Below are 20,914 nucleotides of genomic sequence, written 5' to 3'. Positions count from 1 at the left end.
CCGGTTGTCGGCCGCCGCAGACGCCGCCATTGTGCGCAGCTCAGTCCGGCCGCGCTGCGAGCTCGCGCAATGTCCCCGCCACGGTGGGGACGATGCTGACCGCGTTGCTCGCATGGGCGATGCAGTCGGTGCTCCAGATCTCGCGCACCCCGGCCTCGCGCACGCGGCGCACCGCGCCCTCGGCGAACAGCGCGTGGGTGACCGCGACATCGATGGACGCCGCACCCGCAGCGCGCAGCAGCTGCGCGGCGCGCACCAGGGTCTGGCCAGAGCTGGCCACGTCGTCCATCAGCACGACCGCCCTGCCGTGTACGTCCAGACCCACGGGCAGCGCGATGTCGACCTCGTGATCGCCATGCCGCGTCTTGCGGCACACCGCATGGTCCCAGCCGTGGCGCTGCGCGGCCTGCGCCACCCATTGGAGCGACTCTTCATCGGGCCCGATGAGCAGGGCCTGCGGCCGCCGGCCGGCGATGAAATCGGCCAGCAGCGGTGCGCCGCTGAGCGCGATGGCGTGCCGCAGCGGAATGGCCTCGTCCAGACGTTCGATGCGGTGCAGGTGCGGGTCCATGGTGATGACCGCGTCGAACAGGGTGCCCAGAAAACCGCCGACGATGCGCTGGCTGACCGCCTCGCCGGGGTTGAAAGCCATGTCCTGCCGCATGTAGGCCAGGTAGGGCGCCACCAGTGTGAGGTGACGCGCGCCGAGCTCGCGCGCGGCGCGCGCGGCAATCAGCAGCTCCACCAGCTTTTCATTGGGCTGATGCAACCCTCGCCAGAGCACCACGCGCGGCGGCAGTGCCGCCGGCAGGCGCAGGCGCAGCTCGCCATCGGGGAAGCGGTGGCGCTCCACCTGGGCCGGCGCCAGGCCCGCGGCCTCGGCCGTGGCCCGGGCGATGGCCGCCTCGTCATCGAAATGCAACAGGCACGCTGGCCCGCCTAGAACGCTGTCCGGCATCAGAACTCCACGAAGACGTGAGGCACCTGCGCGGAGGTGCCCAAAGTGATCCCGCTCAGGCGTTCGCTGGCCTGGCGGGCAAAAGCCATGTCGGCCGGGTAGTTGGCATGAACGCGGTAGAGCACCCCACCCGCGGCCACGGTTTCGCCCAACCGCACCTGCAGGTCGACGCCAGCGCCCGGCACCTTGGGCGCACCGGCCAGGCGCGCCACCTGCGCGATCTGAAGGTTGTCGATACCGGTGACCACACCCGCCACCGGCGCCCGCACCTCCTGCACCAGCGCGCCCAGCGGCGGGTGGTGGTGGTCGAAACCCCGCGCGCCCTGCGCCTGCACGATGGCGCGCATCTGGGTCAACGCCCGGCCGGATTCGAGGATGTCGCGCGCGATGCCGTAGCCATCGCCGCCGCGCACATCGGGGCTGCACTCGATGAGCCTGCCGGCCAGACGCAGCGACTTCTGCCGCAAGTCGTCGCAGGCCTGCGGATCGTTCTCCAGCACCTGCATCACATCGCGCGCCTCCAGCACCGGGCCCACGCCGCGCCCGATGGGCTGCCGGCCGTCGGTGATGACCACGTCCAGCGAGAGGTTCATGCGCTGCGCCACGTACTCGAACAGGCGGCGCAGACGCTGCGCCTCTGGCATGGAGCGCACCTTGGCGGTGGGGCCGATGGGGATGTCCAGCACCAGATGGGTGGCACCGGCGGCGATTTTCTTGGAGAGGATGGAGGCGACCATCTGCCCCGGCGAGTCGATGGACAACGGCCGCTCCACGGCGATCAGCACGTCGTCGGCCGGCGACAGGTCCGCCGTGCCGCCCCAGGCCAGACAGCCCCGGTGCTCGCGCACGATGCCGGTGAGCTGTTCGAAGGGCAGCTCCACATTGGCCAGAACCGCCATGGTGTCGGCCGTGCCCGCCGGGGACGTGATGGCGCGCGAGGAGGTCTTGGGAAACACCAGGCCATAAGCCGAGACGATGGGCACCACCAGCATGGAGGTGCGGTTGCCGGGAATGCCGCCGATGCAGTGCTTGTCCACCACCAGGGGCTCGTGCCAGTCCAGCCTGCGGCCGCTCTGCACCATGGCCTCGGTCAGGAAATACACCTCCTCGCGGTCCAGTTCGCCTCGGTTGCAGGCCACCACGAAGGCGGTGAGCTCGATCTTGGAATAGCGCCGCTGAGCGATGTCGCGCACGATGGCGGCAAAGTCCTCGCGCCCCAGGCGCTCGCCGCCCACCTTGCGGAACAGCGCCGGAATCGACTCGGGCGGTTCGGCCTGCGCCACCGACACCGGGTGGCCATCGGCGACGCCCAGCTGTTCGAACGCGTCCTCAGACAGCCCGAGCTCGCAGTTCTGCACGATGGCCGGGTCGTCCACCACGTTGAGCGTGGCCAGGATGGCCCGGCCATTGGCCCGCACCTCCACCTTGGCCAGCGCCTGAAAGCCTTCGGCGCGGTAGACCTCGCAGTCGCGGTGCAGGTAGGCCACGTTCTCACCGTAGGTGTCGATGGCCACGCGACGCAGCGCCAAGGTGGCGCGGCCGGACGCGTCCTGTTCGGTTTCGGGACTCATCCCCGCACGATACACCCCCCGGGATGGGCGTCCGCCGCGCGTTCAGCCCACCACCAGGCGGATACCCGGCAGCACACGCTCGGACTCCGCGCGGCGCTCCAGCGCCAGCCGCATGTTCATCTGCGCCACCTCGGTGTGCTCCACCGCCAGGGCCTGGGCGCGCGCACTTTCACCACGGCGCAGGGCGTCGAACAGCATGTGGTGCTGCCGGTGGGCGTAGATCATCCAGTCGCGGTCCTGGGCCATCGTCCCCTGCATCGGCAGCATGGCCGAGGCCGGCGCGAACGGCAGCTTGTCGTTGAGCGCCACCGCGCGCTGCAGGGCACGGTTGCCACTGGCCTCCAGCAGCAGCGCGTGGAAGCGGTCGTTCATCAAAGCGTAGTCGGCGTAGCTCTCCATGGTCAGAGGGTCGTCCGCCAGCAGGCGGTCGCCCTCGTCCAGGCAGGCCTGCAACTGGCCCTGCAACTGGCGCGACACCCCGTGCTCGGCCACCAGCCGCGCCGCCATGCCCTCCAGGTGGCCACGCACGGCGATGGCATCGATCACTTCCTGCGCCGTGAACTGGCGCACCAGGTACTTGCCGGTCTCGTTGGCCTCGACCAACCCCTCCTGCTCCAGCGTCACCAGCGCGGCGCGCACCGGTGTGCGCGAGGCGCCCAGCCGCTCGGCCAACTGCTGTTCAGCCAGCCGCTCACCCGGAGCGAAGCCGCCGCTCAGGATCTGGTCGCGCAACTGCATCAACACGGTTTCTTGCAAGCTCATGCCGCCAGAATGTACACTGAATCAAAAAAATGGGATACCGTTTTGCCGGTCACGGCGCAACCACCCTGGAGCCTCACGATGAAAGCCGAACTCAACCAGCGCCTGACCCAGGTCGGCCCAGGCACCCCGGGCGGAGAGCTGCTGCGCCGCTATTGGCAGCCGGTGGCCCTGCTCGACGAATTCGACCCTGCGCTGGACCCGCGCATGGCGGTGCGGCCGGTCAAACCGGTGCGTGTGCTGGGCCAGGACTTCGTGCTGTTCCGCGATGCCCAGGGCGGCTACGGCCTGCTGGACCGCGACTGCCCGCACCGGGGCGCCGACCTCGCGTACGGCCGCAACGAGGGCGATGGCCTGCGCTGTCCCTTCCATGGCTGGAAATTCGACGCCACGGGGCAGTGCATCGAAACACCCGCCGAACCTCCCGGCAGCACCTTGTGCACCCGCATCCGCCAGCGCAGCTACCCTCTGCAGGAGCGCTCGGGCGTGCTGTTTGGCTGGTTCGGCCCGCAAGGCGCGGTGCCGCCACCTCTGCCAGCGCTGGATTGTTTCACCGCGCCGGCCACGCACACCTTCGCGTTCAAGGGCCTGTGGCATTGCAACTGGCTGCAGTCGTTCGAGGTCGGCATCGACCCGGCGCACGCTTCCTACCTGCACCGCTTCTTCAACGACGCCTCGCTCGACGACAGCTACGGCAAGCAGTTTCGCGGCGCCAGCGTGGGCGAGGTCGGTGGCGAGCGCTGGCCGATGACCCGGGTGATGCGCGAGTTCGGCCAGCCGCAGATCTCCTTCGAAGCCAAGGCCTATGGCCTGCAGCTCACCGCGCTGCGGCCGATGACCGACGAGCTCACCCATGTGCGCGTCACCAACGCGGTGTTCCCGCAGACCTTCGTGATTCCCTTGTCAGAGACCATGACCATCACGCAGATGCACGTGCCGGTCGATGACACCCGCAACTACTGGTATGCGTTCTTCACCAGCTTCGACGGCCCGGTGGACAAGGAGGCCATGCGCCAACAGCGGCTGCAGGCCGTGACCCTGCCCGACTACATCCCCAAGTCCGGCAAACACAACCACTGGGGCTTCAACCCCGAGGAGCAGCAGAGCCGCACCTACCTGGGCATGGGTGAGGACGACATCAACGTGCACGACCAATGGGCCTGCGAAAGCATGGGCGCCATCCAGGACCGCACGCGCGAGCACCTGGGCACCACCGACAAGGTCATCATGGCCAACCGCCGCCTGCTCCAGCAGGCCATCGACACAGTGGAAAACGGCGGCATGCCGCCCGGCATCGGCGACCCCGGGCTGTTCGACGCCATAAGGGGACCGGACACGGTCGACGGCATCGCCCCGGCCGGCGACTGGCACGCCTGGTGGCAGGACTCGGTGCGCAGCAAGCGAGAGGGCGCGCCCTGGTACGGTGGCGACGCCCTCACCCGGGCCGAGTCGGTTCCCACTCAGACTGAGCCAGCTCCCGCCCGGGCTGAGGCACTCTCCGCCCGAGCTGAGGCATTCCCCGTTCGGGCTGAGGCACCCACCGTTCGGGCTGAGGTTCCTCCCGTTCGGGCTGAGGTACCCTCCGTTCGGGCTGAGCCTGTCGAAGCCCCTCCACAGGTCCAGGCCAACCCTTCGACAAGCTCAGGGCGAACGGAGATGAGCTCCATCCGAGCGGAGATAAGCTCCGTCCGAACGGAGATGAACTCAGGGCGAACGGAGAAGAACCCAGGGCGAGCGGAGATGAACTCCGTCCGAGCTGAGATGAACTCAGGGCGAGCGGAGATGCACGCCGTCCGAGCGGAGACTGCCCCGGCCAGCGCGGAGACGGACTCAGACCCCAAGAAGCCGGGCTCAAGCCCGACAGAAGTGGGCGCCGGGAGGACAGAGGTGTCTGGATGACTTTTGCCGAACGCTGCGGCCTGCACGACGCCGTGCGCGAGCAGGCCTGCCTGGATCTGGCCCGGGACATCGAGGCCAGTGGCACCGAACTGGTGCGCTTTGGCTGGTGCGACACGCATGGTCTGCTGCGCGGCAAGACCCTCACCGCCGCAGCGGCCATCCGCGCGCTGCGCGACGGCGTGGGCATGGTGGGCACGCTGATGCTCAAGGACACCGCCGACCGCACGGCCTGGAAGGTGTTCGAACCCGGCGCCGCGGCGGACCTGCCAGGTTTTGCCGGCGCGGCCAATCTGGTGCTGCTGCCCGACCCATGCAGCTTCGTCGTCCTGCCCGGCCTGGTGCGAACCGGCTGGCTGCGCTGCCAGCCCTGGTTCGCCCATGGGGCTCCGGTGCCGCTGGACACGCGCCGTGTGCTGCAGGATGCCCTGGCCCGTCTGGCGCAGACTGGCCACGGCATGAAGACCGGGCTGGAGGTCGAGTTTCACATCTACCGCATCACCGACACCCGCCCGCAACTGGACCCCGAACTCGCCGCCTGGCCTGGCCTGCCGCCCGCGGTGGAGATGATCCACCCCGGCTACAACCTGCAGTCCGAGGCCATGTCCGACCTGGCGGACGAGCCCCTGCGCATCGTGCAGCGCACCGCCCAGGCCCTGGGCCTGCCGCTGCAGTCGCTGGAGATCGAGTTGGGCCCGAGCCAGGTGGAGGCGGTGTTTGACGCCACCGACGCGCTCACCGCCGCCGACCAGATGGTGCTGTTCCGTAACGCGGTGCGCCAGGCGCTGCGGCGCGCGGGCTACCACGCCACCTTCATGTGCCGCCCGCCGTTTCCCCACATCATGTCCAGCGGCTGGCACCTGCACCAGTCGCTGGTGCACACGCCCAGCGGTCGCAACGCCTTCGTGCGCGAGGCCCCTGCACCGGGCAGCACGCCCGCTGACGCACGGCACACACTGTCCGACATCGGCGCGCACTGGCTGGCCGGCCTGCTGGCGCACGCGCGCGCCATGACGGTGCTGTGCACACCCACCATCAACGGCTTCGCCCGCTTCCGGCCCAACGCGCTCGCGCCCCAGGCGGTGCTGTGGGGCCAGGACAACCGGGGCGCGATGCTGCGCGTGGTGGGCGCGGCCGGCGACAGCGCCACACGCATCGAGAACCGCGTGGGCGAGCCAGCGGCCAACCCCTACCTCTACATGGCCGCGCAGATCCATGCGGGGCTGGATGGGCTGGCAGGGGCGCTGACGCCACCGCCCGCCTGCGAAGCGCCTTACGCGGGCGAAGGCGAGAAAATCCCCGCCACGCTGGCCGAGGGCCTGGCCGCGCTGCAGGGCGACGACGCCCTGTGCGCGGGGCTGGGCGCGGACTTCGTGCGCTACTTCTGCCGCATCAAGCAACACGAAATCGACCGCTACGCCGCCGCCGAGGACAAAGTCGATTTCGAACGCCGCGAGTACTTCAGCCGAACCTGACCCCCCACCATGATCACCATCCGCTTCATCCGCCAAGACGGCGGCACCCAGGACATACAGACCGAGCCCGGCCAGAGCCTCATGAAGGCGGCGGTGGACGCCGACGTGGCCGGCATCGACGCCGATTGCGGCGGCACACTGACCTGCGCGACCTGCCATGTGATCGTGGAGGCGCCATGGGCCGAGCGCCTGCCGCCGCCCGTGGCCGACGAGACCGACATGCTCGACTTCGCCGCCACGCCGCCCACCGCGGGCAGCCGGCTCTCCTGCCAGATCGCGCTGAAGCCCGAGCACGACGGCCTGGTCGTGCGGCTGCCAGCCGCCCAACACTGAGTACACTGACTTCCCCCGGCCCAAGCGCCTGCACTCCCCGCCACCATGACCACCTACGCATTCGCCCCTGCCCCCGTTGTCAGCGTCCCCGTGCTGGGCCGCCCCGAGCGCTTTCCCGTGCACCGCATCTACTGCGTGGGCCGCAACTACGAGGACCACGCCAAGGAAATGGGCTTCACCGGCCGTGAGCCGCCCTTCTTCTTTCTCAAGCCGGCCGATGCCATCGTCGTCGCCGAAGCGGGGCAGACCGCGACCATCCCCTACCCTTCGCTCACGTCCAACCTGCATCACGAAATCGAACTCGTGGTGGCCATCGGCACCGGCGGGCGCGACATCCGCGCCGCAGACGCCGCCCGCCACATCTACGGCTACGCCGTCGGGCTGGACATGACGCGCCGAGACCTGCAGACCGACATGAAGAAGCAGGGTCGTCCCTGGTGCATCGGCAAGGCCTACGACAAGTCCGCGCCCATCGGCCCCATCACGCTGGCGGCACAGGCCGGTGACATCCACAACGCGCCCATCTGGCTGCAGGTCAATGGCAGCGACCGCCAGCGCAGCAACGTCGCCAAGCTGATCTGGAATGTGGCCGAGACGATCGAGCATCTCTCGCATGCCTGGGAACTGCAGCCCGGCGATCTCATCTACACCGGTACCCCCGAAGGCGTGGGCGCGGTGGTCCGGGGCGACACCTTGAACGGTGGCGTCGAGGGCCTCACGCCGATCACGGTGAAGGTGGCCTGACTTTCTTCACGCGCCGAGGCACCAACCAAGGGTTAGACCTCTGGGAAATACCCCGTCGCACAGCTAATCTCGCTCGACTTTTTCTCAGCCCTCTCAGGAGACTTTCATCATGATCCAGCGCAGAACCCTGCTCCAGTCCGGTGCCGCCGTGGCGCTCGGCGCCCCCGCCCTCTCCGGCTTCGCCCAGCAAAGCGTCACGCTCAAGTTCCACACCTTCATGGCTCCGCAGTCCAACGTGTGGCTCAACATGCACAAGGCCTGGATGGACAAGGTCGAGAAGGACTCGGGCGGGCGCATCAAGTTCGAAGGCTACCCCGCCATGCAGCTCGGTGGTTCCCCGGCCCAGTTGTACGACCAGGCGCGCGACGGCGTGGTGGACATCGTCTGGACCTTGCCGGGCAACACCCCCGGCCGCTTCCCGCGCATCGAGGTGTTCGAGCTGCCGTTCATGATGAACAACGCCGAAGCGACCTCCAAGGCCTACTGGGAGTACGTGCAGACCGTTGCCAAGGACGAGTTCAAGGACACGCACCCCATTGCCCTGCAGGTGCACGGCCCCGGCATGTTCCACATGCGCAGCAAGCTGATCAAGACGGCCGAGGACCTGCGTGGCTCCAAGGTGCGCGGCCCGACCCGCCAGATCACCAAGATGCTGGGCTATCTGGGCGCCACGCCCGTGGGCATGCCGCTGCCGCAGATCCCCGACGCGCTGTCCAAGGGCGTGATCGACGGCTGCGTGATCCCCTGGGAAGTCGTGCCCTCGGTCAAGGTGCACGAACTCACCAAGTTCCACAGCGAGTTCGAACCCGCTGGCGGCGCGCTCTACACCACCACCTTCGTGATGGCGATGAACCGCAACAAGTACGCCTCGCTGCCGCCGGACCTGAAGGCCATCATCGACAAGAACTCCGGCATCGAGACCTCCGGCTGGCTGGGCAAGGTGCAGCAGGCCGGCGACGGCCCCGGCCGCGAGGCTGCCGTCAAGCAAGGCAACACCATCTACACCATCCCGCAGGCCGAGGCCCAGGAGTTCAAGCGCAAGGCGCGCCTGGTCGAGGTGGAATGGGTGCAGGACATGGACAAGCGCGGCTTCAACGGCAAGGAACTGCTGGAGACCGCCAAGGCCCTGATCGCCAAGCACGGCAAGAAGGCCTGATCGCCTCGAACCGAACATGCCGGGCCCTGGCCCGGCATTTTTTTGGTCACGCCCTGCCGCTACGCTGGTTCGATGCTGCGCACGCCCGCCAAACACTGCCGCAACTGCGGCGCCGCCGTGGACCTCCGCCTGCCCGACGACGGAGACACCCGGCCGCGAGCCGTCTGCCCGGTCTGCCACACGGTGCACTACGACAACCCGCTCAACGTCGTCGGCACCGTGCCCGCCTGGGGTGACGCGGGCCAGTACGTCTTGCTGTGCAAGCGCAACATCGAGCCACGCTGGGGCAAGTGGACGCTGCCGGCAGGCTTCATGGAACTGGGCGAAACCACCGCCGAGGGCGCCGCACGCGAGACCGACGAGGAAGCCGGTGCGCAGTTCGAGCTGGGCGACATCTTCACCCTCATGAACGTCGCCCGCGTCGGACAGGTCCATATCTACTACCGCGCGCGCCTGCTGAGCGACCGCTTCGATCCGGGTCACGAAACCATCGAGGCCCGCCTGTTCACCGAGTCCGAGATCCCCTGGGACGACATCGCCTTCCGCACCGTCAAGGAAACCCTGGAGCACTACTTCGCCGACCTGCGACAGGGCCGCTTCGGCTTCCACGCCTTCGACATCACCTGAGACACGCGCCACCGCGCAGAACCCGAGCATGCGCGCGAGCAGACACTGGCCCCTCGTCCTGCGCCTGGGCAGCGCGCAGACGCTGGCCTGGGCCTCCTCGTACTACCTCCCCGCCCTGCTGGCCAGACCCATGGCACAAGGCCTGAACCTACCCATCACGCAGGTCTGGATGGCCTTCAGCATGGCGCTGATCGTCTCGGCCGCGGTCGGTCCGTTCGCGGGCAAGGCCATCGACCGCTGGGGCGGACGGCCGGTGCTCACAGGGACCAGCCTGCTGTTCGCACTGGGGCTGGCCACGCTGTCGCAGGCCGCGAGCCTGGCCGGCCTGTTGCTGGGCTGGCTGCTGATGGGGGTGGCCATGGGCGCGGGCCTCTACGAGGGTGCGTTCGCCGCGCTGGTGCGCCTGCGTGGCCCGCAGGCGCGCGCCTCCATCACCGGCATCACGCTCATCGCGGGACTGGCCAGTACCGTGGGCTGGCCATTGAGTGGTTGGTGGGAGGCCGAATTCGGCTGGCGCGGCGCCTGCCTGGCATGGGCCGCGCTGCACCTGCTGCTGGGCCTGCCGCTGAATCTCTCGATCCCGCGCGCGCCGGTGGTGCTGCCGCAGGCAGTTCCTCCGCTACCAACGGCCTCAGACGCCACCAGCGCCGCACCCGCGAAGCAGCCACCGCGTCACGCCGCCTGGGTACTGGCCTATGTGTTTGCGGCCACCTGGTTCGTCTCCACCGCCATGGCCGCGCACCTGCCACAACTGCTGGTGGCCAGCGGCGCCACGCTGGCGGGCGCGGTCGCCATCGGCGCCCTCGTGGGGCCGGCGCAGGTCGCCGGGCGCCTGCTGGAGTTCGGCCTGCTGCGCCATCTGCATCCGCTGCTGGCGGCACGGGCAGCCACCCTGGGGCACCCGCTGGGCGTGGCCTGCTGGATGCTGTTCGGCCCCGTGGCGGGTCCCGTCTTTGCCATCCTGCACGGCGCGGGCAACGGCATCCTCACCATTGCCAAGGGCACGCTGCCGCTGGCGCTGTTCGGGCCGCAGGGCTACGGCCGGCGGCAGGGCCTGATCGTGGCCCCCTCGCGCGTGGCGCAGGCCTTCGCGCCGCTGGTCTTCGGCGCCTGCATCGAGCGCTGGGGCGCGGGCGCCCTGTGGCTCTCCAGCGCCCTGGGGCTGAGCGCGGTCGCGGCGCTGATGTGGTTGCGCACCGATCAGGCCTGAGTCGGCGGCGGCCAGTCCAGCAGCTCGGCCAGGCGCCAGACCACCCAGGTGGACTCTGCCTCGCTGACCACGGCCGGCGGCGCCTGCAGGCCCTGCAGGCAGCGCTCCAGCACGTCGGCTTCGGTGATGCCCAGGCTGAACACCATGTTGCGGGCGGTCTCGGTCAGCATCTGCGCCATGTCCTCGCACAGTTCATAGCGCGCGCCCAACTCGGCGCGCGGCAGGCTGGCTTTCTGCCGCCCGGGTGCCAGGTACAAGGCCACGAAGGACGGCGGGATTTCGATCTGCGGTTCATCGCTCATGCCGCACTGTAGCGCCCCATTCACCCCACACATCCACGGTTTGGCCCGGACGGGTTCGGGCTAACATCGCAGCCAGCCGGCTCTTCATCTTTGGAACCGCCATGAGAAAACAGGGAACCGTGGTGCGCTGGGACCGCGAGCGTGCGTTTGGCTTCATCCGCAGCCCGCAGACGGCCGCCGAGATTTTTTTCCACACCCGGGACTTCAGCGGCCACAACCCGCCCGCCGAAGGCATGGAGGTGAGCTTCGAGGAGATCCACGTCGGTGGCAAAGGGCCGCGTGCGCTCTCGGTCGAACCGGTGCGCAATGCGTTCGCCTCGGACCTTCAGAGCCAGGTGCCGCCGCCACCGCCCGAGGCCGAGATACTGCCCCGCAGCCGGCCTGCGCAGCGCTCGCGCACCGCACGCGAGAAACGGCGTGAGCAGATGCCACTGTGGACCGGCGTCGGCCTGATCGCCTTCTGGCTGCTGCTGTGGCTGGTCGGCATTGGCCTCGGGCGCTTTCCCTGGGTCATCCTCACCGGCGTGTTCATCCTGAACGCGGTCACCTTCTACGTGTACTGGCGCGACAAGCACGCGGCCATCCAGGAAGCACCGCGCATCCGCGAGGACCGTCTGCACATGCTGGCGCTGGCGGGTGGCTGGCCCGGTGCCTGGTTCGCCCAGCAGATCCTGCGGCACAAGACCCGCAAGATGCCTTTTCAGCTGGTCTACTGGGTCACGGTGGCGCTGAACTTCGCCGCCTTGCTGGCCTGGCTGTTCTGGCCAGCGTTCATGGGCAGCCCGCCGCCGGCCTGACCTGGGGTTCGGTGCTCAGCGCGGCTTGCGCTTGCCGCCTCCCACGGGCGAGCCTGGCCGGGTGCCACCGCCCGTGGCGCGCGGCGGCAGTCCGGTGTGCTGCGTCAGCATGCGACCCTTCGGCGGGGTGCTGTTCTTGCGCCGCGCGCTCTGGTAGCCCCCGTCGGAGAGGGGCTGGAACGTGGGGATGAGGTGGTGCTTGCCGTTGCCGATGAGATCGGCGCGGCCCATGGCCTTGAGCGCTTCGCGCAGCAGCGGCCAGTTGTTCGGGTCGTGGTAGCGCAGGAAGGCCTTGTGCAGGCGGCGGCGCTTCTCGCCGCGCACGATGTCCACCTTCTCGCCGCGCTCGTCGCGGTGGATGCCACGCAGCGGGTTCAGGCCCGAGTGGTACATGGCCGTGGCCGTGGCCATGGGGCTGGGGTAGAAGGTCTGCACCTGGTCGGCGCGAAAGCCGTTCTTCTTCAGCCACAGCGCCAGATTCATCATGTCTTCGTCGCTGGTGCCGGGGTGCGCCGCAATGAAATAAGGAATCAGGTACTGCTTCTTGCCCGCTTCCTCGCTGTACTTCTCGAACATCTGGCGGAAGCGCTCGTAGCTGCCCATGCCGGGCTTCATCATCTTGGTCAGAGGACCGTTCTCGGTGTGCTCGGGTGCGATCTTGAGGTACCCGCCCACGTGGTGCTGCACCAGTTCCTTCACGTACTCCGGGCTCTTGACGGCCAGGTCGTAGCGCAGGCCGGAACCGATCAGCACCTTCTTGATGCCGCGCAGTTCGCGGGCACGGCGGTAGATGCGGACCAGCGGTCCATGGTCGGTGTGCAGGTTGGCGCAGATGCCTGGGTACACACAGCTGGGCTTGCGGCAGGCGGCCTCGATCTCGGGCGACTTGCAGCCCAGGCGGTACATGTTGGCCGTGGGCCCGCCCAGGTCGGAGACCACGCCGGTGAAGCCCTCCACCTTGTCGCGGATGTCCTCGAGTTCCTTGATGATGGATTCCTCGGAGCGGCTCTGGATGATGCGTCCCTCGTGCTCGGTGATGGAGCAGAAGGTGCAGCCGCCAAAGCAGCCGCGCATGATGTTCACGCTGAAGCGGATCATCTCCCAGGCAGGGATCTTGGTCGCACCATCATGGCGGCCGTGTTCGTCCGCGTACGCGGGATGCGGGCTGCGCGCGTACGGCAGGTCGAACACATGGTCCATCTCGGCCGTGGTCAGCGGAATCGGGGGCGGATTGATCCACACGTCGCGCGCGGTGGCGCCCTCCCCATGCGCCTGCACCAGCGCGCGCGCGTTGCCGGGATTGGTCTCCAGGTGCAGCACGCGGTTGGCGTGGGCGTAGAGCACCGGGTCGCTCTTCACCTGTTCGTAGCTGGGCAGGCGGATCACCGTGCGCTCACGCGGTGGCACCTTGAGCCGGCCCCTGCCCTGCACTGCGGGGTTGGGCACGAACTTCAGCGGCTGGATCGCGGCCCCCATGCCGGTTCGGGCCGGGTCCGTCGAAGACCCCGCCGCGCCAACGTCAAGCCCGCCAACGGCGGTCTCCTCTTTCGAGCATGAGGCGCCTTGCGATTGCGCCTGCTCGCTCGTCGTCAGGTAAGGGTTGACGTGCTGCTCCACGCGGCCGGGCGTGTCCACCTCGGTGGAGTCGATTTCCACCCAGTCCGCTGCCGTCGGATCGCCGGGTCGGCGCACGAAGGCGGTGCCGCGCACATCGGTGATCTGCTCCACGGGCTCGCGCGCGGCCAGGCGGTGCGCCACCTCGACCAGCGCACGCTCGGCATTGCCATAGAGCAGGATGTCGCATTTGCTGTCCACGACGATGGAGCGGCGCACCTTGTCGCTCCAGTAGTCGTAATGGGCAATGCGGCGCAGGCTGCCTTCGATGCCGCCCAGCACGATGGGCACATCCTTGTATGCCTCCCGGCAGCGCTGGCTGTAGACGATGGCGGCTCGATCGGGCCGCTTGCCGCCCACGTCGCCCGGCGTATAGGCGTCGTCGCTGCGGATCTTGCGATCGGCCGTGTAGCGGTTGATCATGGAGTCCATGTTGCCGGCCGTCACACCCCAGAACAGGTTGGGCCGGCCCAGCGCACGGAAGGCCTCGGCGCTGGTCCAGTCCGGCTGGGCGATGATGCCGACGCGGAACCCCTGCGCTTCCAGCACACGCCCGATCACCGCCATGCCGAAGCTGGGGTGGTCCACATAGGCGTCGCCCGTCACCAGGATGATGTCGCAGCTGTCCCAGCCAAGCTGCTCCATTTCCGCCCGGCTCATGGGCAGAAACGGCGCCACGCCAAAGCGCCGGGCCCAGTAGGGCCGGTAGCTGGTGATGGGCTTGGCGGCGCGCGCGAAGAAGGAGACGTCGATGGGGGCGTTCATGGGGAGGGCGCGGACCCGGCGCCCGGGCGGCTGCAAAACCGACGATTTTACCGGGGTACCCCGCCTTTGCGCACCCAAAGGCCTTGACGCCAGCGCCGCTTCAGTCGCCAGCCTCCCTGCGCTGGGCGTGTTCGATCAGGCGGTCAAAAAATGTTTCGAGCTGTCTCTGCTCACTGTCGGACAGGCAGCCAAAAATGTCGGCGTTGCGCCGTTCGATGAGTTTCATCACACGCCGCCAGAGCAGCTTGCCGCTGCGCGTGGGCGTGAGCACCACGCCGCGCGCGTCGACGTCGCTGGCGGACTTGAGCACCAGGCCGCGCTCCACCAGCATCTGCGCCGCCCGGCTGGCCTGGGCCTTGTCCAGGTTGGCACGGGCAGCTAGGTCGTTGACGGACAGCGGCGCGAACTGGCCGATGGCCGCCAGGCAGCGCGCCTCGCCCACGCCCAGCCCGAGTTCACCGGCGTAGGCGTCGATGCTGTGCCGGTCGGTCAGTTTGTTCAGCTTGTGCAGGCGGTAGGTGAGGAAGTCCTGCAGCAGCGGCAGGTCGGCGCTCATCGTTCGCCCAGCCCGCAACGGGTCTGCGCGTCCGCGATCAGCGGCAGCACCCCATCGGCCCGGTCCTGGCGGGTAATGAGCGACAGGCACAGCATGGAAAGGAACAGCGGCGCCTGCGCCTCACCCACGCGGGTGAGCGCCTCGCAGACGGCGCTGTAGCACTGGTCGAGATCGGCATCGGTCATGCGAACACTCCCTTGTCTTGCAAAGCAGCGCGCAGCGGCGCCGCATCCAGGCCTTGCCACCGGCCCATCACATAGCCATCCGGCCGCACCAGCACCCAGGCGGTCGCATCGGCACGGGACAAGCCGTAGCGCTGCCAGGCCTGCCCTTGCGCATCCACAGCCGGCGTGATGGCGATCAGATCCAGATCCGGACGCGGCGGCGCGAGCGCAGCCGCATCGCCAAAGGCCAGGACCACGAAACGCTGCCCAAAGCGGCTGCTCAGGTGAAACGCGCCCTGCGGCCCCTGAAGCAACGCCTCGGGCGCTGGTGCGCCCGGCGCGGCCTGGTCGTTCGTCCAGGCCGACGCTTCGGCCACGTTCAAGGGTGAGCCTTCGTAGCGGATGGCAGAGGACTGGCGCGGATTGATGAGCGGGCGCACGCCGGGGTCATCCACCGCGAGACGCAGCGTGGCCTCGCGCAGGAGGCGGTAGGCGAAATTGGGCGGTGCCATGAACTCGGTGCTCTTGGCACCGTAGGCAATGTTCTCGTGCGTGGCGTGCACGCGCTCGACCGAGTAAGAGTCCAGCAAGGCATCCGGCGCCCGGCCCTGGATCACGCGCGCCAGCTTCCAGGCCAGGTTGCCCGCATCGTCCAGGCCGGAGTTCAGGCCTCGCACGCCAAAGATGGGCACGAGGTGGGCCGCGTCCCCGGCGAAGAACACACGGCCGTGGCGGTAGTCCGGCAGCGTCAGGCATTTGGCGTTGTAGATCGAGATCCACAAGGGCTTCCAGGGCTCTTCCTCGCCGATCATGCGGAGGTGGCTCTGCACCCGTGGCAGCACGTTTTCCGGCTTGACCGCCTCCTCGGGATCTTCGTCGTCGCGGATCTGGTAGTCGATGCGCCAGACATCGTCGGGCTGGCGGTGCATCAGGATGGTGGAGCCGGGGTTGGAGGGCGGGTCGAACCAGGCCAGCCGCTCCACCGCGCGCCGCGTCTTCTGCTCGATGTCCACGATCACGTACCGCCCCTCGTACTGCATGCCTTCGAGCTGCAGGCCCAGCTGTTCGCGCACCGTGCTGCGTCCACCGTCGCACGCCACCAGCCAGTCCGCTCGAACCGTGCGCTCCCCATCGGGCGTCTGCACAACCACCGTCACACCCTGCGCGTTCTGCCGGACTGCGCTCACGCGGCTGCGCCAGTTCACCTGGGCCAGACCGCCCTGGGCCTGCGCGGCCTGGTGGGCATATTCCTCCACGTAGAACTGCTGGATGTTGACCATGGGCGCAAAGCGCTGCGTGGGCTCGCTGGGCATCTGGAAGTGCAGCACTTCGGTGTCGCGCCAATGGCTGCGGCCGCCCACCCAGCTCAGGCCCTTGTCCACCAGCGGCTGGTCCGCGCCCACCCAGCCGAGGATCTCCTGTGAACGCCGCGACATGCAGATGGCGCGGCTGCCGGAGCAATAGCCTTCGTCGGCCTCGATCACCAGATTGGCAATACCGTAGCGAGACAGAAGTGCCGACATCGTGAGGCCCACCGGGCCGCCCCCTGCGATGAGCACGGGAACTGCGTCTGGCAATGGTGCGTTGTTCATGGCTTTTTGCATTTGATTGTGCGCGCAACTATATACGCCAATTGTTGTGCACGCAACTATTTCGACGAACCCACGGAGACGGCACCTGTCGCCTTGGCGGCGCGTTGTGCCAGATCGCATCCCTATCATCGAAATCACACAAGGAGACGCCACATGCCCAGCTTCAGCACCCTGCGCATCGAGCAGGACAGCACCCACCCCCGCATCGCTCGCCTGCTGCTCAACCGACCCGAACGCCTCAACGCCATCAACGACGAAACCCCGCGCGAACTGCGCGCCGCGGTGGAATGGGCCAACGCCCAGGACGAGGTGCACGTGATCGTGGTCGAAGGCGCGGGCAAAGGCTTCTGCGGCGGCTACGACCTCTCGCAGTTCGGGCAGGGTGAGATCGACCACCCCTGCCAACAGGAGCGCAAACCCTGGGACCCGATGGTCGACTACGCCTTCATGAAGCGCAACACCGAGGACTTCATGGCCTTGTGGCGCAGCCCCAAGCCCACCATCGCCAAGGTGCATGGTGCGGCGGTGGCCGGCGGCAGCGACATCGCGCTGTGTTGCGACCTCCTGGTGATGGCCGAGGACGCGCGCATTGGCTACATGCCCACACGGGTCTGGGGCTGCCCCACCACCGCCATGTGGACCTTCCGCCTGGGACCGACGCGCGCCAAGCAACTGATGTTCACGGGCGACGTGATCGACGGCCGAACCGCCGCCGAATGGGGGCTGGCCAATGAGGCCGTGCCCATCGACCAATTGGAGAGCACCACCCTGCGGCTGGCGCAGCGCATCGCCGGCGTGCCACGCTCGCACCTGGCCATGCACAAGATGGTGGTCAACCAGGTGCTGCTCACCATGGGCCTGGAGCAGACGCAGACCATGGCCACGCTGTTCGATGGCATCACGCGCCACAACCCCGAAGGGCTCTGGTTCCGGCGCCATGCGCAGGAAGCGGGTTTCAAGGACGCGGTGCAATGGCGCGACAGCGGCCGCGCCATTCCCGAGGGCGACGAGGCGCGGGCCCTGGTGCGCGAGATGGAGGCCCGCAAGCGCAACGCCTCGGAAAAATGAAACCGCATGTACGGTTCATCTCGTAACCCCTCTTACGGGACGGACCTGAATGTAAGGAGCCCGGCGCTTAGCATGACCGCTTCATTCACCATAAGAGAAGGAGCTGGCATGGCACTGCACTTTGGCAAGCGCGATATCGATCAACCCAAGACCCTGGGCTCAGGCATGGCCACGCCTCGCTATGGCCAGAGCGGCAGCAGCCAGTCCACGGCACAGCAGACCGCAGCCAGCGCGGCGGCCACACAGCCCGAGGTGGACCTCAGCCTGCCGGATGCAGGCACCCCCGCCAGCGCAGGCACGACGCCCCCCGAAGGCGGCAGCAAGCTCACGGTCGGTCCCAACATCAAGCTCAAGGGCGTGGAAATCACCGACTGCGACACGCTGGTCGTCGAAGGCCTGGTGGAGGCCACCATGGATTCGCGCGTGATCCAGATCGCCCAGCAGGGTGCGTTCAAAGGCTCAGCGGAAATCGACATCGCGGAGATCCGCGGCACTTTCGACGGCAACCTGACCGTGCGCCAGAAACTGGTGATCCACGCCAGTGGCAAGGTCACGGGCAAGATCCGCTACGGCAAGGTGGTGATCGAGGAAGGCGGCCAGCTCTCCGGTGACATCGAATGCTCCGCCTCCGCCGCCCCGTCGTCATCGGGCAAGTCCGCCAACCAGCACGCGATGGCACTGGCGGCCTGAGGCCGCCGCCACTCTGAACGCCGGCCGCCGCGTGCGGCCGCGCGGCGTTGCCCGGCCCAGACGGCCCCGTTATGCTCTGGGGCATGTACGCCGAATACTTCGGGTTGAAGCAGGACCCGTTTTCCATCGCGCCGGACCCGCGCTACCTCTTCATGAGCGAGCGCCACCGCGAAGCCCTGGCGCACCTGCTCTACGGCATCCGCGGAGGGGGCGGCTTCGTCCTGCTCAGCGGGGAGATCGGCGCTGGCAAAACCACCATCTGTCGCTGTTTTCTGGAGCAGATTCCAGAGCAGTGCCGGGTGGCGTACATCTTCAATCCCAAGCTCACGGTCGGCGATCTGCTCAAGACGATATGCCGCGAGTTTCACGTCGAGGTGCGGCACGAAGGCATCGGGCCTGCGACCATCAAGGACTACCTCGACCCTCTCAACGACTACCTGCTGCAGAGCCATGCACGCGGCGAGCGCAATGTGCTCATCATCGACGAGGCACAGAACCTCACGCCGCATGTGCTGGAACAACTGCGCCTGCTGACCAACCTGGAGACGAGCGAACGCAAGCTCCTGCAAATCATCCTGATCGGGCAGCCCGAGTTGCGCAATGTGCTGGCCCGCCCCGAACTGGAACAGCTCGCGCAGCGCGTGGTGGCCCGTTTCCACCTGGGCACACTCGACGAGGCCGAGACCCGTCAGTACATCCAGCACCGCTTGCAAGTGGCTGGCCTGCGGGGTCCTCTGCCCTTCTCCACGCAGGCGTTGCAGCGCATCCATGAGCTCACGCGCGGCGTACCACGCCGCATCAACCTGCTGTGCGACCGCGCCCTGCTGGGCGCCTATGCCACCCACCAGGCCCGCGTGGAACGCGCCGTGGTCGACAAGGCCGCGCAGGAGGTGTTCGAGACCGATGCGCCAGCATCCCCCCAACGGCGGCGGCGCGCAGCGGCGCAGGCCAAGGCGCGCGCGACGTCATTGGGCATGTTGGGTGCCGGGCTGCTGGCCGGCGCGGTCCTGGCTGGCGCGGCCTTCTGGCTCTGGCAGCGCAACACGCCACGCCCGGTCGCCGCGCAACCCGCGGCCGAACGCCCGACCGCGGCTGTGCCTGCGGCCGTGACGCCTGCCGCGCCCGCCAGTGCCCCCGTGGCCACGGCCTCGTCGACCGAGGCACCGCCTCCCGTCGATGGCGCGGCCGCAAGTCCTCCGCCACCCGGCCCGCCACCGTTGGGCGCACTGCACGCAAACGAAAACGCCGCCTGGCGCGAGCTGGGCCCGCTGTGGGGACAGGCACTGGAAGGTGAATCGCCCTGCGCCAGCGCGCAGCGCGAGGGCCTGCAGTGCTACCGCACCGACCGCATGACCTTGCACGGCATGCGCCAGCTTGATCGCCCCGGCATCCTCACGCTGCGCCTGCCCGGCCAGGGCAGCGGCCTGGTGCTGGTGACCGCGCTCAACGGCGAGACAGCCACCCTGCAGTCGCGTGGCGAGCGCTGGCTGATGCCGCTCAGCGCACTGGCCGACATCTGGCGCGGCGACTTCGCCACCCTCTGGCGCACGCCGCCCGGCCAGACCGGCCGGCTGGTGGATGGCCGCAGCGGCGCGGCCGGCGATTGGCTGGGCAGCCGCATCGCCGGCCTGCAGGCCATCGGCAAGGTGCCCGCCACCGCCAACAACCTCACCGCCCGCATCCAGGCCTTCCAGCGCGCCAACGGCATCGATGCCGCCGGGCTGGCCGGCCCCATCACCTTCATGCAGGTGAACCTGGCCAGCGGGGTGGACGAGCCTCGCCTGTCCCATCCCGGCTCTTGAGTTACCGACCCGCGACCATGTCCTACATCCTCGACGCCCTGCAGCGAGCCGACGCCGAACGTGAACGCGGCCACGTACCGGGTCTGCACAGCCAGGTCGCACCTCCACCGGTCGACGAAGCCCCCGCGCCCCGGCGTGCGCGAAGCCATCCCAAGGTACCTGCCCGGCTCGCAGCCGGCCTTCTGCTCTTGTTGCTGCTGGCGCTCGTGCTGGTGCTGCTGACCTCGGGATGGTGGCAGCAGCCACCGCCGCCCGCCTCGCCCCAGGCCGCGCCACCTGTCGCCACAGCGCCCGCCCCCAAGCCAGCCCCAGCCGCGCCCATCGCGACGGCCCCGGCCACCACACCCTCGGAGCCGGTGCAACCCATCCTTGCACCACCCGCATCCCCGCCCGCGGCAGCGCCCCCACCCAAAGCCGCGGCGAAAACGCCCGCACCTGCCAGCACCTCGACCACGGCAACGGCAGCAGCGACTGCGGCCGCGCCAGCGCCAGCGGCCTCGGCACCGATGTCGACGGCAGCCAAACAGCCACCGTCCGCCACCGCACCAGGTGACGCCGCGCCGGTACCCGGCTTCGGACAACTCTCTGCCGAAGCGCGCGCCCAGTTGCCCGCGGTCAACGTCAGCGGCGTCACCTACTCCAAGGACGCGGCCATCCGCATGCTCATCGTCAACGGCAAAGTCGTACAGGAAGGCCAGGAGATCGCACCCGGCCTCAGCCTGGAGACCATCGGCCCGCGCAGCGCGGTGTTGAACCACCGGGGCATGCGGTATTCCATCGGGTACTGAAGGTGGCTCCCCCCGCGCGCCTTCGGCGCTCCCCCCTCTCTGGCGCG

The 20,914-nt window shown here is 68.6% G+C and carries 19 protein-coding genes and 1 pseudogene; 12 read left to right on the top strand and 8 right to left on the bottom strand.

The features are described from left to right. Positions 1-40 precede the first annotated feature (40 nt). Genes KIT53_RS00620 through KIT53_RS00610 form a run of 3 tightly spaced genes read right to left on the bottom strand, consistent with a single transcriptional unit; the run spans position 41 to position 3,291 of the window. Positions 41-958, bottom strand: a complete 918-nt coding sequence (locus tag KIT53_RS00620; RefSeq protein WP_297746002.1) for a ribose-phosphate diphosphokinase — start codon at positions 956-958, stop codon at positions 41-43. Further along, positions 958-2,529, bottom strand: coding sequence for a thymidine phosphorylase family protein (locus KIT53_RS00615; RefSeq protein ID WP_297745999.1), 1,572 nt, complete (start codon positions 2,527-2,529; stop codon positions 958-960). The genes KIT53_RS00620 and KIT53_RS00615 overlap by 1 nt, the downstream gene beginning before the upstream one ends. Positions 2,530-2,571: 42 nt before the next feature. After that, positions 2,572-3,291, bottom strand: a complete 720-nt coding sequence (locus KIT53_RS00610; RefSeq protein ID WP_297745997.1) for a GntR family transcriptional regulator — start codon at positions 3,289-3,291, stop codon at positions 2,572-2,574. 78 nt (positions 3,292-3,369) lie between these two features. Between KIT53_RS00610 and KIT53_RS00605 the strand changes: the two are divergent. From KIT53_RS00605 to KIT53_RS00575, 7 genes and pseudogenes are all read left to right on the top strand, one after another. After that, positions 3,370-4,707 (top strand): annotated as a pseudogene (locus tag KIT53_RS00605) (Rieske 2Fe-2S domain-containing protein); the annotation flags it as partial. A gap of 476 nt (positions 4,708-5,183) precedes the next feature. Then, positions 5,184-6,659 carry a glutamine synthetase family protein gene (locus KIT53_RS00600; RefSeq protein WP_297745994.1) on the top strand — a complete coding sequence of 492 codons (1,476 nt, stop codon included), beginning with the start codon at positions 5,184-5,186 and terminating at the stop codon, positions 6,657-6,659. A 9-nt stretch (positions 6,660-6,668) separates the two neighbouring features. After that, positions 6,669-6,992 carry a 2Fe-2S iron-sulfur cluster-binding protein gene (locus KIT53_RS00595; RefSeq protein WP_297745989.1) on the top strand — a complete coding sequence of 108 codons (324 nt, stop codon included), beginning with the start codon at positions 6,669-6,671 and terminating at the stop codon, positions 6,990-6,992. A 45-nt stretch (positions 6,993-7,037) separates the two neighbouring features. Continuing rightward, complete coding sequence (locus KIT53_RS00590) at positions 7,038-7,736, top strand: fumarylacetoacetate hydrolase family protein (protein ID WP_297745986.1); 699 nt, start codon at positions 7,038-7,040, stop codon at positions 7,734-7,736. 109 nt (positions 7,737-7,845) lie between these two features. After that, positions 7,846-8,892 (top strand): TRAP transporter substrate-binding protein, encoded by a 1,047-nt coding sequence (locus KIT53_RS00585; RefSeq protein WP_297745984.1) that lies wholly within the window; start codon positions 7,846-7,848, stop codon positions 8,890-8,892. Positions 8,893-8,964: 72 nt separating this feature from the next. Then, entirely contained in the window at positions 8,965-9,519 is a 555-nt protein-coding gene (locus tag KIT53_RS00580; protein ID WP_297745981.1) for an NUDIX hydrolase, read from the top strand. Positions 9,520-9,547: 28 nt separating this feature from the next. Next, positions 9,548-10,729, top strand: coding sequence for an MFS transporter (locus KIT53_RS00575; protein ID WP_297745978.1), 1,182 nt, complete (start codon positions 9,548-9,550; stop codon positions 10,727-10,729). Here KIT53_RS00575 and KIT53_RS00570 read toward each other — a convergent pair. Continuing rightward, positions 10,720-11,031, bottom strand: a complete 312-nt coding sequence (locus KIT53_RS00570; protein ID WP_297745976.1) for an ATPase with chaperone activity — start codon at positions 11,029-11,031, stop codon at positions 10,720-10,722. The genes KIT53_RS00575 and KIT53_RS00570 overlap by 10 nt on opposite strands. A 101-nt stretch (positions 11,032-11,132) precedes the next feature. Between KIT53_RS00570 and KIT53_RS00565 the strand changes: the two genes are divergently transcribed. Continuing rightward, positions 11,133-11,828, top strand: a complete 696-nt coding sequence (locus tag KIT53_RS00565; RefSeq protein WP_297745973.1) for a cold shock and DUF1294 domain-containing protein — start codon at positions 11,133-11,135, stop codon at positions 11,826-11,828. 15 nt (positions 11,829-11,843) lie between these two features. On the opposite strand, the gene KIT53_RS00560 is transcribed toward KIT53_RS00565, so the two are convergent. The 4 genes from KIT53_RS00560 to KIT53_RS00545 form a co-directional block, all read right to left on the bottom strand. Further along, a complete protein-coding gene (locus KIT53_RS00560) occupies positions 11,844-14,207 on the bottom strand; it encodes a YgiQ family radical SAM protein (RefSeq protein ID WP_297745970.1) in 2,364 nt (787 codons plus the stop codon). Positions 14,208-14,307: 100 nt separating this feature from the next. Continuing rightward, the gene (locus KIT53_RS00555; protein WP_297745967.1) at positions 14,308-14,763 is read right to left on the bottom strand and encodes a MarR family transcriptional regulator; all 456 of its coding nucleotides are present in this window, start codon (positions 14,761-14,763) and stop codon (positions 14,308-14,310) included. Next, positions 14,760-14,948 carry a hypothetical protein gene (locus KIT53_RS00550; protein ID WP_297745965.1) on the bottom strand — a complete coding sequence of 63 codons (189 nt, stop codon included), beginning with the start codon at positions 14,946-14,948 and terminating at the stop codon, positions 14,760-14,762. The genes KIT53_RS00555 and KIT53_RS00550 overlap by 4 nt, the downstream gene beginning before the upstream one ends. Continuing rightward, complete coding sequence (locus tag KIT53_RS00545; protein ID WP_297745962.1) at positions 14,945-16,519, bottom strand: FAD-dependent monooxygenase; 1,575 nt, start codon at positions 16,517-16,519, stop codon at positions 14,945-14,947. The genes KIT53_RS00550 and KIT53_RS00545 overlap by 4 nt, the downstream gene beginning before the upstream one ends. A gap of 18 nt (positions 16,520-16,537) precedes the next feature. On the opposite strand from KIT53_RS00545, the gene KIT53_RS00540 reads away from it, so the two are divergent. From KIT53_RS00540 to KIT53_RS00525, 4 genes are all read left to right on the top strand, one after another. Next, on the top strand, positions 16,538-17,587 hold the full coding sequence (locus KIT53_RS00540) for a crotonase/enoyl-CoA hydratase family protein (protein WP_297745959.1): 1,050 nt from the start codon (positions 16,538-16,540) through the stop codon (positions 17,585-17,587). A 108-nt stretch (positions 17,588-17,695) separates the two neighbouring features. Further along, positions 17,696-18,277 carry a polymer-forming cytoskeletal protein gene (locus KIT53_RS00535; RefSeq protein ID WP_297745956.1) on the top strand — a complete coding sequence of 194 codons (582 nt, stop codon included), beginning with the start codon at positions 17,696-17,698 and terminating at the stop codon, positions 18,275-18,277. An 83-nt stretch (positions 18,278-18,360) separates the two neighbouring features. Next, the gene (locus KIT53_RS00530; protein WP_297745953.1) at positions 18,361-20,079 is read left to right on the top strand and encodes an AAA family ATPase; all 1,719 of its coding nucleotides are present in this window, start codon (positions 18,361-18,363) and stop codon (positions 20,077-20,079) included. Positions 20,080-20,096: 17 nt separating this feature from the next. Next, complete coding sequence (locus KIT53_RS00525; RefSeq protein ID WP_297745950.1) at positions 20,097-20,867, top strand: general secretion pathway protein GspB; 771 nt, start codon at positions 20,097-20,099, stop codon at positions 20,865-20,867. Positions 20,868-20,914 lie beyond the last annotated feature (47 nt).

It is taken from the genome of Hydrogenophaga sp. (assembly GCF_026125785.1).
Classification (GTDB): domain Bacteria; phylum Pseudomonadota; class Gammaproteobacteria; order Burkholderiales; family Burkholderiaceae_C; genus Hydrogenophaga.
This window is presented reverse-complemented; position numbering and strand designations above follow the sequence as displayed.

What these genes read in the sequence shown, in the direction of transcription:
- KIT53_RS00620 (WP_297746002.1), bottom strand. Translation starts at nt 958, where the DNA reads ATGCCGGACAGCGTTCTAGGCGGGCCAGCGTGCCTGTTGCATTTCGAT.
- KIT53_RS00615 (WP_297745999.1), bottom strand. Translation starts at nt 2,529, where the DNA reads ATGAGTCCCGAAACCGAACAGGACGCGTCCGGCCGCGCCACCTTGGCG.
- KIT53_RS00610 (WP_297745997.1), bottom strand. Translation starts at nt 3,291, where the DNA reads ATGAGCTTGCAAGAAACCGTGTTGATGCAGTTGCGCGACCAGATCCTG.
- KIT53_RS00600 (WP_297745994.1), top strand. Translation starts at nt 5,184, where the DNA reads ATGACTTTTGCCGAACGCTGCGGCCTGCACGACGCCGTGCGCGAGCAG.
- KIT53_RS00595 (WP_297745989.1), top strand. Translation starts at nt 6,669, where the DNA reads ATGATCACCATCCGCTTCATCCGCCAAGACGGCGGCACCCAGGACATA.
- KIT53_RS00590 (WP_297745986.1), top strand. Translation starts at nt 7,038, where the DNA reads ATGACCACCTACGCATTCGCCCCTGCCCCCGTTGTCAGCGTCCCCGTG.
- KIT53_RS00585 (WP_297745984.1), top strand. Translation starts at nt 7,846, where the DNA reads ATGATCCAGCGCAGAACCCTGCTCCAGTCCGGTGCCGCCGTGGCGCTC.
- KIT53_RS00580 (WP_297745981.1), top strand. Translation starts at nt 8,965, where the DNA reads ATGCTGCGCACGCCCGCCAAACACTGCCGCAACTGCGGCGCCGCCGTG.
- KIT53_RS00575 (WP_297745978.1), top strand. Translation starts at nt 9,548, where the DNA reads ATGCGCGCGAGCAGACACTGGCCCCTCGTCCTGCGCCTGGGCAGCGCG.
- KIT53_RS00570 (WP_297745976.1), bottom strand. Translation starts at nt 11,031, where the DNA reads ATGAGCGATGAACCGCAGATCGAAATCCCGCCGTCCTTCGTGGCCTTG.
- KIT53_RS00565 (WP_297745973.1), top strand. Translation starts at nt 11,133, where the DNA reads ATGAGAAAACAGGGAACCGTGGTGCGCTGGGACCGCGAGCGTGCGTTT.
- KIT53_RS00560 (WP_297745970.1), bottom strand. Translation starts at nt 14,207, where the DNA reads ATGAACGCCCCCATCGACGTCTCCTTCTTCGCGCGCGCCGCCAAGCCC.
- KIT53_RS00555 (WP_297745967.1), bottom strand. Translation starts at nt 14,763, where the DNA reads ATGAGCGCCGACCTGCCGCTGCTGCAGGACTTCCTCACCTACCGCCTG.
- KIT53_RS00550 (WP_297745965.1), bottom strand. Translation starts at nt 14,948, where the DNA reads ATGACCGATGCCGATCTCGACCAGTGCTACAGCGCCGTCTGCGAGGCG.
- KIT53_RS00545 (WP_297745962.1), bottom strand. Translation starts at nt 16,519, where the DNA reads ATGAACAACGCACCATTGCCAGACGCAGTTCCCGTGCTCATCGCAGGG.
- KIT53_RS00535 (WP_297745956.1), top strand. Translation starts at nt 17,696, where the DNA reads ATGGCACTGCACTTTGGCAAGCGCGATATCGATCAACCCAAGACCCTG.
- KIT53_RS00530 (WP_297745953.1), top strand. Translation starts at nt 18,361, where the DNA reads ATGTACGCCGAATACTTCGGGTTGAAGCAGGACCCGTTTTCCATCGCG.
- KIT53_RS00525 (WP_297745950.1), top strand. Translation starts at nt 20,097, where the DNA reads ATGTCCTACATCCTCGACGCCCTGCAGCGAGCCGACGCCGAACGTGAA.